Annotated in this window: 15 protein-coding genes and 1 tRNA gene; 10 read left to right on the plus strand and 6 right to left on the minus strand. The window is 72.3% G+C overall.

Features of this window, described 5'->3' with window-relative positions; genetic code table 11:
* The first annotated feature begins 20 nt into the window (after positions 1-20).
* The gene (locus tag E5N76_RS10005) at positions 21-791 is read left to right on the plus strand and encodes an FkbM family methyltransferase (protein WP_187830087.1); all 771 of its coding nucleotides are present in this window, start codon (positions 21-23) and stop codon (positions 789-791) included.
* Positions 792-1188: 397 nt separating this feature from the next.
* On the opposite strand, the gene E5N76_RS10010 is transcribed toward E5N76_RS10005, so the two are convergent.
* The 3 genes from E5N76_RS10010 to E5N76_RS10020 form a co-directional block, all read right to left on the minus strand.
* The gene (locus E5N76_RS10010) at positions 1189-2304 is read right to left on the minus strand and encodes an LLM class flavin-dependent oxidoreductase (RefSeq protein ID WP_149537141.1); all 1116 of its coding nucleotides are present in this window, start codon (positions 2302-2304) and stop codon (positions 1189-1191) included.
* A 233-nt stretch (positions 2305-2537) separates the two neighbouring features.
* A complete protein-coding gene (locus E5N76_RS10015) occupies positions 2538-3683 on the minus strand; it encodes an iron-containing alcohol dehydrogenase (protein WP_187830088.1) in 1146 nt (381 codons plus the stop codon).
* Positions 3684-3998: 315 nt separating this feature from the next.
* A complete protein-coding gene (locus tag E5N76_RS10020; protein WP_149537143.1) occupies positions 3999-4985 on the minus strand; it encodes a Bug family tripartite tricarboxylate transporter substrate binding protein in 987 nt (328 codons plus the stop codon).
* A 65-nt stretch (positions 4986-5050) separates the two neighbouring features.
* Between E5N76_RS10020 and E5N76_RS10025 the strand changes: the two genes are divergently transcribed.
* Positions 5051-5788 (plus strand): SDR family oxidoreductase, encoded by a 738-nt coding sequence (locus tag E5N76_RS10025; RefSeq protein ID WP_149537144.1) that lies wholly within the window; start codon positions 5051-5053, stop codon positions 5786-5788.
* A gap of 311 nt (positions 5789-6099) precedes the next feature.
* Here the strand turns inward: E5N76_RS10025 and E5N76_RS10030 are convergent, their stop codons facing one another.
* Entirely contained in the window at positions 6100-6870 is a 771-nt protein-coding gene (locus E5N76_RS10030) for an SDR family NAD(P)-dependent oxidoreductase (protein ID WP_149537145.1), read from the minus strand.
* A 32-nt stretch (positions 6871-6902) separates the two neighbouring features.
* Positions 6903-8234 (minus strand): aspartate aminotransferase family protein, encoded by a 1332-nt coding sequence (locus tag E5N76_RS10035; RefSeq protein ID WP_149537146.1) that lies wholly within the window; start codon positions 8232-8234, stop codon positions 6903-6905.
* 277 nt (positions 8235-8511) lie between these two features.
* On the opposite strand from E5N76_RS10035, the gene E5N76_RS10040 reads away from it, so the two are divergent.
* The 8 genes from E5N76_RS10040 to E5N76_RS10075 all read left to right on the plus strand — a co-directional run bounded on the left by E5N76_RS10040 (position 8512) and on the right by E5N76_RS10075 (position 15063).
* Positions 8512-9477, plus strand: a complete 966-nt coding sequence (locus tag E5N76_RS10040) for a Bug family tripartite tricarboxylate transporter substrate binding protein (protein WP_149537147.1) — start codon at positions 8512-8514, stop codon at positions 9475-9477.
* Positions 9478-9538: 61 nt separating this feature from the next.
* Positions 9539-10660, plus strand: a complete 1122-nt coding sequence (locus tag E5N76_RS10045; RefSeq protein WP_149537148.1) for an NAD(P)/FAD-dependent oxidoreductase — start codon at positions 9539-9541, stop codon at positions 10658-10660.
* 322 nt (positions 10661-10982) lie between these two features.
* Positions 10983-11249, plus strand: coding sequence for a (2Fe-2S)-binding protein (locus E5N76_RS10050; RefSeq protein ID WP_149537149.1), 267 nt, complete (start codon positions 10983-10985; stop codon positions 11247-11249).
* Positions 11246-12574, plus strand: a complete 1329-nt coding sequence (locus tag E5N76_RS10055; RefSeq protein WP_149537150.1) for an FAD/NAD(P)-dependent oxidoreductase — start codon at positions 11246-11248, stop codon at positions 12572-12574. The genes E5N76_RS10050 and E5N76_RS10055 overlap by 4 nt, the downstream gene beginning before the upstream one ends.
* A 190-nt stretch (positions 12575-12764) precedes the next feature.
* Positions 12765-14048 carry an ArgE/DapE family deacylase gene (locus E5N76_RS10060; RefSeq protein ID WP_149537151.1) on the plus strand — a complete coding sequence of 428 codons (1284 nt, stop codon included), beginning with the start codon at positions 12765-12767 and terminating at the stop codon, positions 14046-14048.
* 77 nt (positions 14049-14125) lie between these two features.
* A complete protein-coding gene (locus E5N76_RS10065) occupies positions 14126-14461 on the plus strand; it encodes a hypothetical protein (protein ID WP_149537152.1) in 336 nt (111 codons plus the stop codon).
* 172 nt (positions 14462-14633) lie between these two features.
* On the plus strand, positions 14634-14858 hold the full coding sequence (locus E5N76_RS10070) for a hypothetical protein (RefSeq protein ID WP_149537153.1): 225 nt from the start codon (positions 14634-14636) through the stop codon (positions 14856-14858).
* 133 nt (positions 14859-14991) lie between these two features.
* Positions 14992-15063 (plus strand) — tRNA-Thr (locus E5N76_RS10075).
* A gap of 187 nt (positions 15064-15250) precedes the next feature.
* On the opposite strand, the gene E5N76_RS10080 is transcribed toward E5N76_RS10075, so the two are convergent.
* Entirely contained in the window at positions 15251-15511 is a 261-nt protein-coding gene (locus tag E5N76_RS10080) for a hypothetical protein (protein WP_149537154.1), read from the minus strand.
* Between the last annotated feature and the right edge of the window lie 362 nt (positions 15512-15873).

Below are 15873 nucleotides of genomic sequence, written 5' to 3' on the forward strand. Positions count from 1 at the left end.
CATCATACGGCCCGGCTTGCATGAACGATCTGATCCCTCGGCTGTTCGCCCTCCAGGAAAGCGGGAATGTCTTCGAGGACATAATCGCCGCGTTGTACCGGGCCGTCTTGCGGCCTGGCGATCTGGCGGTGGATGGCGGCGCGAATCGCGGCCTGCATACTTTCCCGATGGCGGAATTGGTTGGTCCGGCCGGCCATGTGATTGGCTTCGAACCGATTCCCTGGCTGGCCGAGACGCTGCGCCTGCAGCGCGGCCAGCGCAGCCTGCCGCAGATCGAGATCCGCCAGCAGGCGCTGGCGGCGGAGGAGGGCAGGGCGGCCTTCCACTGGATCCGCAATGCGGATGGCTATAGCGGGCTGCAGCCGCGGGAATACCCGAGCGCGCCGGACCGCGAGCTGATCGAGGTGGAGACCATCCGGCTGGACCGCGTGCTGGAAGGGGTGGGGCGGCCCTGGCGCTTCATGAAGCTGGACCTGGAGGGCGGGGAATTCCGCGCCATGCAGGGCGCCGCCGCCGCCCTGGCGCAGCACCGCCCGGTCATCGTCTTCGAGAATGCCCGGGCCGGCGCCGCCGCGGCCTATGGCTATGACGCCGAGACTTATTTCCGCTTCTTCGACGGGCTGGGCTACCGGCTGCGCGACCTGTTCGGCCGCCCCTTCACCCGGGCGGAGTGGGACTCCCCCGGCCTGCCCTGGTATTTCATCGCCGCGGCGCGGGCGGAGGACCAGGCGCTGCTGGACCGCGCGGTGCCGAAGATCCTGACCCAGGTGGTGGCAGCCGCGCCGGCCTGAGGGCCTGCCTCAAAAGGGTCTGTGGCGTGCCTTGGCGGGTCTTTCCCGCCCTGACGTGATGCGCCGGCATGCTATTCGCACGAGGTCGGTGGGTTGCCGATGCCAGCAGCATCGGCCGGCGCCGTCGCGCCAGTGCCGCGACCCTGGCCGGGACGATCCCCGATCCATCGCCCGGACCCTTTTGCCTCCGGGCCGGCAGGTTCAACCTGCGGGTCTGGAACTCGGACCGGGGTCCGAGCCCAGGTCCTGGCCCCGGCGGCGGTTGGACGCCAACGGGCAGCGCCCGTGCCGGGGGGTGGGGGCAACGCGCCCCCATAACGCCTACTGCGCCGCCGCCAGATGCCGCCAACGGGCAGCGCCCGTGCCGGGCGGGCGGGGGCAACGCCCCCAACAACGCCTACTGCGCCGCCGCCAGATGTCCCGCCGGCCGCGCCGGCACCATCTGCTTCACCTGCGGCAGCACCTCCTGCTGCAGCATGCCGAGTGAGGTCCGCCACGCCTCCGGCTTCTCCAGATAGTCGAAGCCGAAGACCAGGATCTGGCCGAAGCCGCCGCAATCCTCGTAGACCTTGGCCAGCTTCTCCGCGACCGTGGCCGGCGAGCCGACCAGCCAATTATGCTTCGCGCAATATTCCGGCGTCACCTCGCTGTCCGCGACCTCCGGGCTGTGCTTGAGGTATTCGAGGAAGCCGAAATTGCTCAGCAGCGGCAGGAAGTATTCGCGCATCATGCGGCCCATCATGCCGCCGACCGAAAGCTTCCACGCCTCCTCGTCGGTCTCCGCCACGAAGACCTCCCGCACCAGGCGCCAATCGCCGCGCCAGGGGGTGCGGCCGGTCTTCCGCGCGCCCGCCTCCACCGCATCCCAGTGGGAGCCGACATAGGCCGGGTTGAGGTTCAGGCTGAGCGGCAGGAAGCCGCGCTCGCCGGCCAGCTTCAGCGTGTCCGAGTTCTTGGAGAGGCCGGCGACGCCGATCGGCGGGTGGGGCAACTGCACCGGGCGGATATGCGGCCTGAGGAAGCCGAACATCGTCTCCGGCTTGTCCACCTTCCAGTACTTGCCCTCGTAATGGAAGGACGGCTCCTCCGACCAGAGGCGCAGGATGATGTCCAGCGCCTCGCGCGTCATCAGCCGGTTGTCGCCGGACATGCCGTCCACGTTGAACATCTTCCAGTCGGAAGGCAGGCCGGAGGCGGCGACGCCGAACATCAGCCGGCCCTCGGCGAGGTGGTCCAGCATGGCGACGCGGTTCGCCAGCTCCGCCGGGTGATGGTAAGGCAGCAGGAAGCCGCCGGGGCCGATGCGCAGGCGCTTCGTTTGCAGCAGCGCCTGGGCGATCAGCAGGTCCGGCGAGGGATGCGGCTCCCAGGGGGCGGTGTGGTGCTCGCCGATCCAGGCCTCGGTGAAGCCCAGCTCGTCCAGCCAGCGCAGCGTCTGGAGATCCCAGTCATGCCCGGCCTTCAGCCCGCGCTCCGGCGGGTGGGAGGGCATGGAGAAATAGCCGAATTCCATTTTGGCCGTCCTCCTTGAGTCCCGGGTTCATGCCCGGTTGCAGGAGGATGCTCGCGCCGGTTGCGGGAGGGATGCAAGCGGGAAAGGCCGTGCCGGGAGGGGCGTCGCGCCGCAGGGCGCGCCTGGCGGCGCGACCCCTCCCGGACCCACCCCGCCAAAGGCCGAAAGGCCTTTGGAAACCTTGAGTCCGCATCCGTGGGTTGAACCCGCGGGCCATATCGCCCGGCGGAGGGTCATACCATCAGACGCAATATTGCCGCGACATCCTCAGGACCGCGGACCGGACGCGGATTGGTGGCGATGGGCGGGCCGCCATCCCATTTCGCCGCCAGGGCATCCACCTCCGCCAACCCGATGCCCTGCTCCGCCAGTGTCGTCGGCAGGCCAAGGCCGCGGATGAAGCGGCGCAGCGCCGCATGGCAGGGGCCGCCGCCGAAGAACGCCGCGACCTCCGCCTGCTGCGCGGCATTCACGCTTTCATTCCACTGCATCACCGCCGGCAGGCCGAGGCAGGAGGTGATGCCATGCCCCACCCCCTTCGCCGCGCCGAGGATATAGCCGATGCCATGGCTGGCCCCGACCGCGACACCCGCCCAGCCGCCCATCACCGAAAGCCACATCGCCTGCTGCGCCCGGCTGCGCGCCGCCACGTCATCCGGTGCCCGATGGATCGCCGGCAGCGCCGCGGCCAGCATGGCGAGCGCCTGGCGGGAGACGGCATCGGAAAAGGCCGCGCGTTGCAGGGCGCAGAGCCGCTCCGCCGCATGGTCCACGGCGCGGATGCCGGAGGAGAGCAGCAGCTCCGCCGGCGTCTCCAGCGTTGCCGCCGGGTCCAGCACCACGGCGCGCGGCACCTGCATCGCCTGGGTGGAGCGGTATTTGTGGCCCGCCGCCAGATCGGTGAAGCCGGCATGCGGGGCGAATTCGGCGGCGGAAAGCGTGGTCGGCACGGCGACCAGGCGCGGGCTGGGCTCCACCCTGCCCCAATCGGCGGCGACGGCGCCGCGGGTGCCGGCGCGGGCGATCAGCGTGGCGGCATCCGTGATGTTCTCCCACACCGCGAAACAGGCCACCTTGGCGCCGTCGATGACGCTGCCGCCGCCGAGCGCCACCACCCGCTCCGCCTCGCTCTCGCGGATCAGCGCGGCGAGGGCCAGCACATCCTCCACCGGGGAATGCGCGCGCATCGCGGCAGTCTCCGCCACCAGCTTGGCGCCGATGGCGGCGCGGGCGGCGGCGGCGATGGTGCTCTTCGCCAGGGAGCGGGTGGTGGCGAGCAGCACCTTCGTGCAGTCGGCCAGCTCCGCCGGCAGCGCCTCCGCCACCGGCGCGTGGCGCACGCGCTGCTGCGCCGGCCAGCTATGCAGATCCGTGCTCATCCCTGCTCCTTCCAAAATGCTGCGGCAGCCCTGCTGTCGCTGCCCAGTTCTGCCGTTGAACGAGGCACGCTCCACATGCGCTCGGTCGCGCCGGAGGCGCGCCTCCGGCGCGATCGAGCGCATCTCGAGCCCCGGCCATGGTCCGGCTTTCGTGTCAAGGACGCGGCCGCGTCGTGCGAACAGCACGCCTTCGGCGTGGCGCGCGGTGCCGCTGCGCGGCATCCCTGACACGAAACCAGGCCATGGCCCGCGCGAATGGTCGCCATCGACGCTGTCGAAGGCGCCTGGAAGCGCCTTCGGTCAGCGCGCCCGGCCTCACTCCACCGTCGCGCCGGCGTCGCGCACCACCTGCGCCCAGAAGGGCATCTCCTTCACCACGAAGGCGCCGAAGGCGGCCGGGCTGGCGCTCGGCAGGGACTGCAGCCCTTCCTGCGCGAAGCGTGCCTTCACCGTCGAATCCCCCAGCACCTCCTGCAGCGCGGCGAACAGCCGGTCGCGGATAGGCGCCGGCAGCTTCGCCGGGGCGAACATGCCGTACCAGCCGGAGATGTCGAGCGCCGGCAGCCCCTGGGAAGCGGCGCCCGGCACGTCCGGGATCACCGGCGAGGGCTCCGCGGTCGTCAGCGCCAGCGCGTTCAGCCGCAAGGTGCGGGAATGCGGCAGCACCACCGGCGGCGTGCCGATGATGATCTCGATGTCGCCGGCCAGCACCGCGGTCAGCGAGGGCGCGCCGCCGCGGAAGGGCACATGCGTCAGCTCGAGGCCGGTGACGCGGGAGAGCATGGCGCCGGCCAGGTGGCTCGGCGTGCCGATGCCGGGCGTGCCGTAATTCCAGTGGCCGGGCCGCGCGCGCATCCGCTCCAGCAGCTCGCCGAGCGTCCTGATGCCGCTCGCCGCGCTGACCGCGATGATGGTCGGCAGGTCGCAGACCTGGGTGATGGGGGTGAAATCGGCGATGGGGTCGAAGCTCAGCCGGCGGAACATGGCCGGGTTCACCGCATGGCTGAAATTGCCGCCGAGCAGCAGGGTGTAGCCATCCGGCTCGCTGCGGGCGACGTGTTCCGTGGCGATATTGGCGCCGGCGCCGGGACGGTTGTCCACCAGGATGGTCTGGCCGAGGCTCTTCTGCAGCGGCTCCGCCAGGGTGCGCGCCAGGAAATCCGCCGAGCCGCCGGGCGGGAAGCCGATGACGAGGCGGATGGGCCGCGCTGCCGGCCAGGCCGCGCTTCCCTGGGCCCGCGCCGCCATCGGCGCCAGGCTGGTGGCCAGCAGCGCCCGTCTGCCCAGCCGCAATCGCGTCATCGCTCCCTCCCGGTCTTGTCCTGCCCTATGCTGCCCGGGAAGCCAGGAAAGCGGGAGGGGGCGAAATGGCCGGTCGGAAAGTGCTGCTGGTGACGGGCGGCGGGCGCGGCATCGGCGCTGCGGTGGTGAGGCTGGCGGCGGGGCGGGGCTGGGATGTCGCCTTCACCTATGCCGGCAATGCGGCGCGGGCGGCGGAAACCGCGGCGGCGGCCCAGGCGGCGGGGGCGGAGGTGCTGGCGCTGCAGGCCGATGTCGGCGCGCCGGCAGCGGTGGCGGCCAGCTTCGCCGCGCTGCGCCAGCGCTTCGGCCGGCTGGACGGCCTCGTCAACAATGCCGGCATCACCGGCCCCAAGGCGCTGCTGCGCGACAGCACCGACGCCATCTGGGAGCAGGTGCTGCGCACCAATGTCGTCGGCCTGGCCGCCTGCTGCCGGGAAGCGCTGGCGCTGCTGCCGAAGGGCGGTGCCATCGTGAACGTCTCCTCCCGCGCCTCGGAGATCGGCGGGGCCGGGGAGTGGATCCACTACGCCGCCAGCAAGGGCGCGGTAGATACGCTGACCATCGGCCTGGCGCGCGAGGTGGGGGCGCAGGGCATCCGCGTGAACGCGGTGAATCCCGGGCTGATCGACACGGAGCTGCACGCCGCGGCGGGCATGCCGGACCGGGTGGCGCGGCTTTCGGCCGGCGTGCCCATGGGCCGCGGCGGCACGGCGGAGGAGGTGGCGGAGACGGTGCTCTGGCTGCTCTCCGACGCCGCCAGCTATGTCAACGGTGCCCTGGTGCCGGTGGGCGGCGGGCGCTGAGTGGGACAGGCCCGTACCCCTTCTCCCCACCGCCGCGCGGGAGGGAGTCGCCCCCTCCCCCGCTGGCGGGGGAGGGCTGGGGTGGGGGTGGAACCGCGTGCCGATGGCGGGGGTGGAACCGCATGCCGGTTGCCGGCATGGCGCGCTGCATCGGTGCCGGTGATCGGCGGAGCCGCGGCGGATGCGGCCGCGCCGGAGGAGGCCGGCGCCAGGACTCCGACGCCCTGGCCCGCGCCGCCTGTCATCCGGACGCGGCTGCGCCGCTTCAGCCCGTGCGAGGCGCCGCCTGCCCGGCGCCGCCGTGGGGAACGCTATACGTGCTGCCCGCCATTGATGTGCAGCTCCGCCCCATTCACGTAGCTGCTGGCCTCGGTGCAGAGGAAGTAGATCGCCTGCGCCACCTCGGCCGGCTTGCCCAGGCGGCGCATCGGGATCTGCTCCTCGACGATCTTCTCCGTCCCGGGCGAGAGGATGGAGGTATCGATCTCGCCCGGCGAGATCGCGTTCACCCTGATGCCGAGCGGCGCGAAATCCGCCGCCATCTCCCGCGTCAGCCCCGCCAGGGCGGATTTGGAGGTGGCATAGGCCGCGCCGGCGAAGGGATGCACCCGGCTGCCGGCGATGGAGGTGACGTTCACCACCGCGCCCCGCGCCCGCTGCAGCTCCTCCACCAGCCCGCGCGCCAGCAGGATGGGGGCGAAGAAATTCACCTGGAAGACGCGCTGCCAATCCTCGAGCGGCGTGTCGATGGTGCCCATGCGGGCGCCGCCCGCGCCTTTCGGCGAGATGCCGGCATTGTTCACCAGCGCATCCAGCCGGCCGCCCTCCGGCGCCAGCCGCGCCTTGATCTCGGGGATCGCGGCCGCCGTCTGGGCCGGGTCGCCCAGATCGAGCTGGAGGTGGTCCTCCGGCCCCATCTCCCAGGGGCATTGCTCCGGGAAGGGGTGGCGGGAGACGGTGATGACCCGCCAGCCGGCGGCAGAGAAGCGCTTCACCGTCGCATGGCCGATGCCGCGGGAGGCGCCGGTCAGCAGCAAGGTGCGGCGGGGGCCACGATTGGTCGGGCGGGGGCGATCGGACATGGCGGCAGCCTAGCACCCCCGCATGGCATGCGTCATGCGCCGCCGAGCAGGGGCTTCCGGGCCGCGACGAATTCCTCGACCGCGGCCACGTAGCGGGCGCAATCGGCATCGGTCACGGGCAGGGAGAGCGCCGCCATGCCCCGCCGCGCCAAATAGAGGCCGGCCGCCAGCATGTCGAAGAAGAACAACTCTCGGAGTTTGTCCTCGGCCGGGCTGGGCTTGTAGGGGCCGGTGATCGGGTTGGTGCGGAAATGCACATTCACCATGGAGCCGAGGCCGGTGAACTGCATGGCGACCCCCGCCCGCTGCACCACCCCGTTCAGCGCCAGGCGCAGCGCCTCGCCGCGGGCCCAGAGCGCCTCGGCCGCCGCGGGGGTGAAGATCTCGCCCATCGCCACGCAGCCCGCGGCCATGGACCAGACATTGTTGTTGAAGGTGCCGGCATGCGGCAGGGTGCCGGGCCTGTGGCCGTCAAATACGGACATAATGTCCCGCCGGCCGCCGAAGGCGCCGAAGCTCATGCCGCCCGCCATGTATTTGCCGAGGGTGGTCAGGTCCGGGATGACGCCATGCCGCGCCTGCAGCCCGCCGGCGGAATGGCGGCTGGTCATCACCTCGTCGAATATGAGCACGGCGCCGGTCTTGTTCGTCGCGTCGCGCAGCGCCTGGAGGAATTCCCGCCTCGCCGGGATGCAGCCGCCGGAGCCCAGCATTGGCTCCACCAGCACGGCGGCAAGCTGGTCGCCTTCGGCCAGGATGTCCCGCGTCGCCGCTTCCGGGTCGTTGTAGTCGGTGAAGGCGAGGGGGATCGGCACGTTCACCGGATTCTTCTCGCTGGCAAACGTCAGCACGCCGCCATGGTAGCCGCCGCGCATCACCATGGTCTTCACCCGCCCGGTGAAGCCGCGGGCGGCGGCGAGCGCCATCAGGTTGGCCTCGGTGCCGCTATTGGTGAAGCGCACCAGCTCGACGGAGGGGAAGCGGCCGGCGATCAGCGCGGCGAGCTGCGCCTCCTTCTCCCCCACCGCGGCCAGGTTGATGCCGCGGTCCAGCGCGCCCTTCACCGCGTCCAGGATGCGCTTCTCCGAATGGCCGAACAGGCCGGCGGTGTATTCGCCCAGCAGGTCCAGGTATTCGCGGCCATCGGCGTCCCAGAGCCGGCAGCCCTCGCCGCGGACCATGGCGGTGGGGAAGGGGGTGTAGAACAGCACGGTGCGGGTATTGCCGCCCGGCATCACCTCCCGCGCCTTCTCGTGGATGGCGGCGCTCTTCGGCCGGGCCCTGGTGTAGGCCTCATGCGCCTCGGCCAGGGCGGCGTCGAGGTCGCTGTTGCGGAGCGGCGGCGGCTGGTCGAGCGGGCTCATCACGGGTCTCCCGGGGTTGGCCGTAGCTTGCGCCCAGACGCCGCCGCGTCAACCGCCTCGCTCCCTTCCGCTCCGCGCTTCGCGGGGGAAGGTCGGGGGTGGGCGCGGGGCCCGGGTCGCCCGCCACGCCGCACCCCCGACCTTCCTCCGCAAGGCGAGGGAGGGAGAAAGCCGCCATGCCGGCCGCCCCTTCTCCACAGGCCGGGGAGGGAGGACGTTGCCACGGCCGCCGCCACCCCATAGCCTCATCGGCAACGATCAATCGGGATGGAACGTCATGCCGCACGCCTCGCGCCGCGCCCTGCTGGCCGGCCTGCCCGCCGCCCTGGCCCTGCCCGGCACCGCCCGCGCCGCCTGGCCGGACCGGCCGATCCGCGTCATCGTCACCTTCCCGCCCGGCACCCAGACGGACATCCTCACCCGGCTCTATACCGCGCAGCTCTCGGAGCGGCTGGGCCAGCCGATCGTCATCGAGAACCGTGGCGGCGGGCAGGGGCAGATCGGCATCCGCGCCGCCCTCTCTGCTCCGGCCGATGGCTACACGCTGGTGATGGTCGGCGTCTCCACCGGCGCCAGCGCGCCGCACATGATCAAGGGCCTCTCCTACGACCCGGTGCGGGACCTGCTGCCCGTCGCCCTGATCGCCGAGGCGCCCTACCTGCTGGTCTGCGACCCCCGCCTGCCGGTGCGGAGCCTGGCGGAGCTGATCGCCTATGCCAAGGCGCGGCCGGGCCAGCTCAATTTCGGCCATGGCGCGCCCAGCCGGCAGATCGTCGGCGCCATGATGGCGCATATGGCCGGGCTGGAGGTGGCGGAGATCTCCTATCGCGGCCAGCCGGAGGCGCTGAACGACACCGCCCTCGGCCGCCTCAGCTACACCTTCTCCGACCTTGGCGATGCCCTGGTCTGGGCGCGGGAGGGGCGGGTGCGGGCGCTCGCCGTCTCCACCGCCGAGCGCTCCTCCCTGGCGCCGGAGATCCCGAGCGTGGCGGAGACCCTGCCGGGCTTCGGCCTCTCCGTCTGGTTCATGCTGGCCGGCCCCATGGGCGTGCCGCCCGAGGTGGTGCAGCGGCTGAACACCGAGATCGGCAAGGTGCTGGCCGAGCCCGACCTGCAGGCGAAGCTCGCCACCCAGGGGCTTGGCGTGCGGCAGGAGGATCCGGCGCGGCTGCGCACCTTCCTCGCCGCCGAGGTGGAGAATTGGGGCCGCGTGGTGAAGACCCTCGGCATCGAGCCGCAATAGGCGGCGCCCCGCCGGGAAGGCCCGGTTGACGCCGCCCGCCCCGCAGCCTCCCATGCGCCGGATGCAGAGCGACTCCTTCGACGCCATCGTCATCGGCGGCGGGCTGGTGGGCGCCGCCATCGCCTGGGGGCTGCAGCGCCAGGGGCTGGCGACCGTGCTGCTGGATGAGGGCGATGTGGCCTACCGCGCCTCCCGGGGCAATTTCGGCCTGGTCTGGGTGCAGTCCAAGGGGCTGGGCGCGCCCTGGTACCAGCGCTGGACCCGCACCTCGGCCGGGGCCTGGCCCGGGCTGGCGGCGGAACTGGCCGAGCGCACCGGGGCGGATATCGGCCTGGCGCAGCCCGGCGGCGTGCATCTCTGCCTCTCCGAGGCCGAGTTCGAGGCGCGCGCCGCCCGCATGGCGCGGATGCGGGCGGAGGCCGGCAATGCCGGCTTCGACTACCGCATGCTCCGGGCGGCGGAGCTGCGGGACATGCTGCCGGGCCTCGGCCCCAGCGTCACCGGCGCCTCCTGGACCCCTTATGACGGCCACGCCAATCCCCTGCGCCTGCTGCACGCGCTGCACCGCGCCTTCGTGGAGGCCGGCGGCGCCTATGTGCCGGAGGCGAAGGTGACGGAGGGCCAGGCAGCGCCGCATGATTTCGCGGTGGCGGCGGGCGGGCGGCGCTTCGCCGCGCCGCGCGTGGTGCTGGCCGCCGGCCTCGGCAATGCCGAGCTGGCGCCGCTCTTCGGCCTTGCCGCCCCGGTCCGCCCGCAGCGCGGCCAGGTGCTGGTGACGGAGCGCGCGGCGGCGCTGCTGCCGATGCCCGTCACCACCATCCGCCAGACCCAGGAAGGCAGCCTGATGCTGGGCGACAGCATGGAGGAGGTCGGCTTCGACCTCCGCCAGAAGCCCGAGGTGATGCGGGAGATCGCCCGCCGCGCCGTGCTCTCCTTCCCCTGGATCGGCGGGCTGAACATCGTCCGCGCCTGGTCGGCGCTGCGCGTCATGGCGCCGGATGGGCTGCCGATCTATGACCAGTCGGCCCGCTACCCGGGCGCCTTCACCGCCAATTGCCATAGCGGTGTGACCCTGGCGGGGGCGCATGCGCATCTGCTGGCGCCGATGATCGCCGCCGGCGCGCTGGACCCGGCGCTGGAGCCCTTCACCGCCGGGAGGTTCGATGTTCGCGCTGCGTCCTGATCGCTTCGGCGCGCCGCGCGGCGAGGGCGAGGGCCGAAGGGGTGGGCCGGCGGCGCCGTCCGGCGCCTTCCGGTCATCGCCGGGCGGGGGCGAGGACCGGAGGGATGGTCCGGCAACGCCATTGGATACCCTCCGACCGCCGGCTGGAAGCGAAGAGCAGGGGCGTGGGCCGGAAGCGCCGTCCGGCGCCTTCCGGTCATCGCCGGGTGGGGACGAGGACCGGAGGGGTGGTCCGGCAACGCCATCGGACGCCTTCCCCTCACCGCCGGGCGGGGGCGAGGCCGGGCGCCGAAGCCGTGCGCAGGCAGCGCCGTACGCCGCGATGGTCGAGGTCTTCGTGGACGGCGCGCCGCTGCGCGTGCCGCAAGGCGCCTCCGCCGCCGCCGCGGTGCTGCTGGCCGGGGCGGACGCCATCCGCGAGACGCCGGTCAGCGGCGCGCCACGCCTGCCCTACTGCATGATGGGCGTCTGCTTCGACTGCCTGGCGGAGATCGACGGCACCGCCAACCGCCAGGCCTGCCTGGTGCCGGTCGCGCCCGGCATGCGCATCGCCCGGCAGCGCGGGGCGCGGGTGGCCTTCGGCGGATGAGCACCGACCTTGCCATCATCGGCGCCGGCCCGGCCGGCATGGCGGCGGCCATCGAGGCCGCGGCGCTGGGCCTCTCCGTCGCCGTCATCGATGAGAACCCGGCGCCCGGCGGCCAGATCTTCCGCGGGGTGGAGCGCGCCGGCGGCGACCCCGCCCTCGGCCCCGATTACGCCGAAGGGCTGGCGCTGGCCCGCGCCTTCCGCGCTGCGCCCATCGCCTATCACCCCGCTACCGCGCTGTGGCACCTGGACCCGGAAGAAGGCCATCTCTCCCTGGACGGCGCCCCGGACCTCACCGCCCGCCGCGTGCTGCTGGCGACCGGCGCGCAGGAGCGGCCGGTGCCCATTCCCGGCTGGACCCTGCCCGGGGTGATGACGGCCGGCGCGGCGCAGATCCTGCTGAAGACCGCCGGCATGGTGCCGGTGGGGCGGACCGTGCTGGCCGGGCAGGGGCCGCTGCTGCATCTGCTGGCGGCGCAGCTCGGCCGCGCCGGGGCGTCGCCGGTGCTGATCCTGGAGACGACGCCGCCCGGCCGCCGGCGGGCCGCGCTGGCCAAGGGCGGGTTCTGGGCCGGGCGCAGGCTGCTGGCGAAGGGGCTCGGCCTGCTGGCGGAAACCCGCGCCATCCCGCGCCATTGCGCCGTCACCGGGCTGCGCGCCGAGGGGCGGAATCGCGTCGAGCGCATCGCCTGGGAGGGCGGCAGCGCCCGCTGCGACACGCTGCTGCTGCATGAGGGGGTGATCCCGGCGACCCATATCCCCCTCGCCCTGGGGCTGGAGATGCGCTGGGACCCGGTGCAGCAATGCTGGCATCCGGCGGTGGATGCCTATGGCGCCTCCTCCCACCCGAATGTGGCGGTGGCCGGCGACGGTGCCGGCATCGGCGGTTGGGAGGCGGCCGTGGCGGCCGGGCATCTGGCGGCGCTGGACGCGGCGCGCCGGCTGGGGCGGCTTGCCGCCGAGGATTTCGCCGGCCGCGCCCGGCCCTGGCTGCGGCGGCGGCGGGAGGCGCTGGCGCTGCGGCCCTTCCTCGATGCGCTCTACGCCCCGGCGCCGGCATCGATTCCGGACACCACCATCGCCTGCCGCTGCGAGGAGGTGACGGCGGGGCAGATCCGTGCCGCGGCGCGGCTCGGCGCCACCGGGCCGAACCAGATGAAGGCCTATCTGCGCTGCGGCATGGGGCCCTGCCAGGGGCGGCTCTGCGGCACCACCGTTGCGGCGCTGATCGCCGAGGCGCGCGGCAGCACGGCGGAGACGGTCGGTCTCTACCGGCCGCGGGCGCCCTACAAGCCGATCACGGTCGGCGCCCTGGCGCGGCTCTGACTGCAGACGGTCCAAGGCTCCCACCGGGGGTCCGGGGGGTGGACCACCCCCCCGGCGGGGGTTGGCGGCACTGCCGCCAACGGGGGCAGCGCCCCCTGCCGGGGGGCTTGCGGGCCAAGCCCCGATCACCCTGCTTGACCCACGCCCCAGCCCGGCCGAGCCTGCGCCGCCCTGCCGCAAAGGATGCCGCATGCCCGACGCCGCCCTGCTCGCCCGCCTTGCCGCCGCCGTGGAGGCCAATTTCGAGGCCGAGGTCGCCTTCCTGGCGGATCTCGTCCGCTTCCCCTCCACCCGCGGCAACGAAGCGCCGCTGCAGGACTGGATGGCGCGGCAGATGGCGGCGCGGGGCTACGGGGTGGACCGCTACACCCTGGCGGACGTGCCGCTGCCTGCCCACCCCAAGGCCAGCCCGATGGTTGATGTCGGGCCGCAGAATTCCGTGCAGGTGGTCGCCACCCTGCGCGCCCCCAATCCCACCGGCCGCAGCCTGATCCTGCAGGGGCATATCGACGTGGTGCCGGAAGGCCCGGTGGAGATGTGGACCTACCCGCCCTACAGCGCCACCATCAAGGATGGCTGGATGTATGGCCGCGGCGCGCATGACATGAAATCCGGCGTCGCCGCCATGGTCTTCGCCATGGATGCGCTGAAGGCCGCCGGCCTCGCCCCCGCCGCCGATGTGCATGTGCAGACGGTGACGGAGGAGGAGAGCACCGGCAATGGCGCCCTCTCCACCCTGGTGCGCGGCTACCGGGCGGAGGCGGCGCTGATCACCGAGCCGACCGGCGGCACCATCACCCGCGCCCATACCGGCACCCTCTGGTTCCGCATCAAGGTGCGCGGCGTCCCGGTGCATGTGATGGAGGCGCAGATCGGCACCAACGCCATCCTCTCCGCCTATCACCTCATCCAGGCGCTGCAGGCGCATACGGTGCGGCTGAACGAGGCGGCGAAATCCGACGCGCTCTACAAGGACATCGACAGCCCGATCAAATTCAACCCGGGCATCATCCGCGGCGGCGACTGGGCCAGCAGCACGCCGGCCTGGTGCGAGGTGGATTGCCGCATCGGCCTGCTGCCCAGCATGGAGGTGGCGGAGGCCCAGGCCGGCGTGGAACGTTGCATCGCCGAGGCGGCGAAGGGCGACAATTTCCTCGCCAACAACCCGCCCACCGTCGAATGGCACGGCTTCCTCGCCGATGGCTATATGCTGGAGCCGGGGACGGAGGCGGAGAAGGTGCTGGCCGCGGCGCACGCCCAGGTATTCGGCGCAGAGCTGCCGGCGCGCATCAGCACGGCGGTGAACGACACCCGCTTCTACGGCCGGTATTTCGGCATCCCCGGCCTCTGCTACGGGCCGAAAGGGGAGGGGGCGCATGCCTTCGACGAGCGCACCAATCTGGAGCAGCTCAGGAAGACCACGCTGTCCATCGCCGCCTTCATTGCCGATTGGTGCGGCACGCGGCCGCTGTGAGCGGCGCCGTGCCGCCTGCAAGATGCCGCTTGCCCCGAGTGCCGCCGGTTTGCCAAAGAGGCGCCCGGAGGTTCCGGATGCGCGTTGCATGCCTTTTCCTGCTGCTGGCCGCCACGCTGGGGTTGGCCGGGCCGGCCCTGGCGCAGGGCAACCGGCAGGGCGGGTCGGCCCGTGCCGTTCCCGCCGCGCCGCCCCGCCCGCCCTTGCAGACGGAGCCGGGCGATATCTGGGCCGAGGTGCGGGGCTGGCACGCGGCCCGGCCGCGCCAGGGGGCGGTCCTGCCTGCCCAGCGCCGCGCCGCCACCGATTCGGCCGAGGCCGGGGAGCCCGCCGCGGCCCGGCGCCAGCCCCACCCGGCGGCGCCCGCTGCCCGGCCCCGCCGGCGCCCCGCCGCCGGTCAGGCCGCGCCCTGAGGCCAGGGCGGCAGCCGGCGCCTGAGATATCGTTTCGTTTTCCGCTGTAGATGCAGCAAATTCAGGCGGGCGCGGCAACAGCGTGTTAATCCGAGGCCCCTCATTGTCGGCCCGGTCGCCCACTCCGGGCGATGTGGTAAACAACGCCAGAACGGCGCAAGGTGTGGACCTCATGCCGGCCGACTGGAACAGCCTGTCCGACGAAATGCAGCTTGCCCTGTCGCGCGAGGCGATGCGCCGCGCGGCGGATACCCTGGCGGAGCATGCCGAATTGCTGGCCGCCGAAATGGAGCAGGGAACGCTCCGCGACCAGGGCGGCCCGGATGCCTTGCGGCTCTTCGCCATCGTGGTGCGCACCACGAATCGCGATACCTTCGGGACCATCGGCCATGCCTGACCCTGGGGCCGGGGGGCAGCCGGCGCGGCGGGCCGCGCGTGCGGCCAGGGCCGGATCCGGGCGGCTTGCCCCGCCGAGGGACGGCCCCGGCCGCGGTTGAGCGGGGCCTCGCGGCGCGCTATCGCTGCGGCGGGCCGGGTTAGCACAGCGGTAGTGCAGCGGTTTTGTAAACCGAAGGTCGGGGGTTCAAATCCCTCACCCGGCAGATATTTAGTTGGAAATAGGTCCGATTTGAACCTTTCGGGGACTCGCTAGGGACTCGTATCTGTTCGAGACCGGGCCGGGTGGCGTCCGGGCTCATGTCCAGCGCCCTGCCTGTCCGGAACACCGGGCACAATAAGGCGCCGACGGGCCTCGGCCTATCGGCGCCACGGGTAGCCGCGGTCGCTGGCCTACCGTGGGGACTGCCGCCCCGGCCTCTTCGGGAACGGGATAATGATCGCCGACGGCCGCTTGGCTGCCAATTCGGCGGACAGTTCGGGCGGGTACCAGGAACCCGCCCAGACCATCGCGCCGGAGTGCGTCGGCTCGCGACGGAACACCCATCCCTGACGCGACAAAACGCGGCGGGCGAATTGTGCCTCTTTGCCGCTGGCCAGTGCACGCGGCAGCAGGATGGTGAGATCGCGGACGAGAGGGATCGGCTTGGCCATAATCAGGGTGCTCCTGTAGCGAGCTGTGGCCGGAGCGAGCTCGGCTTATCAGGGCGCGGCACGCTTCCGGGGGCTGATAACCCGGCTACAGTCGGGCGCGTGTGTCTTTGGGCTGCCGGCGAACCGGCTACCTTCGGACATGCACACACGCCCCCCGGAAGGTGCGCCGAACAGTATATCACAGCGCCATTTTCGGGGCGTTACGCTATAGCCGCGGAGTTTATCAGGCTCCGAACTCAGGAATCCCCTCATTTTTCGTTGCGTGGTCTATAGGCGCGATTCGTCTGGGCTTGGTAGCCGTTCCAATGTGATGCGGGTTGGAGTTGTTCGGTGGGCGAGGCGGATCGGGGTCAGGCGAGGCT

The sequence above is a fragment of the Siccirubricoccus phaeus genome (assembly GCF_008360935.1).
GTDB lineage: Bacteria > Pseudomonadota > Alphaproteobacteria > Acetobacterales > Acetobacteraceae > Siccirubricoccus > Siccirubricoccus phaeus.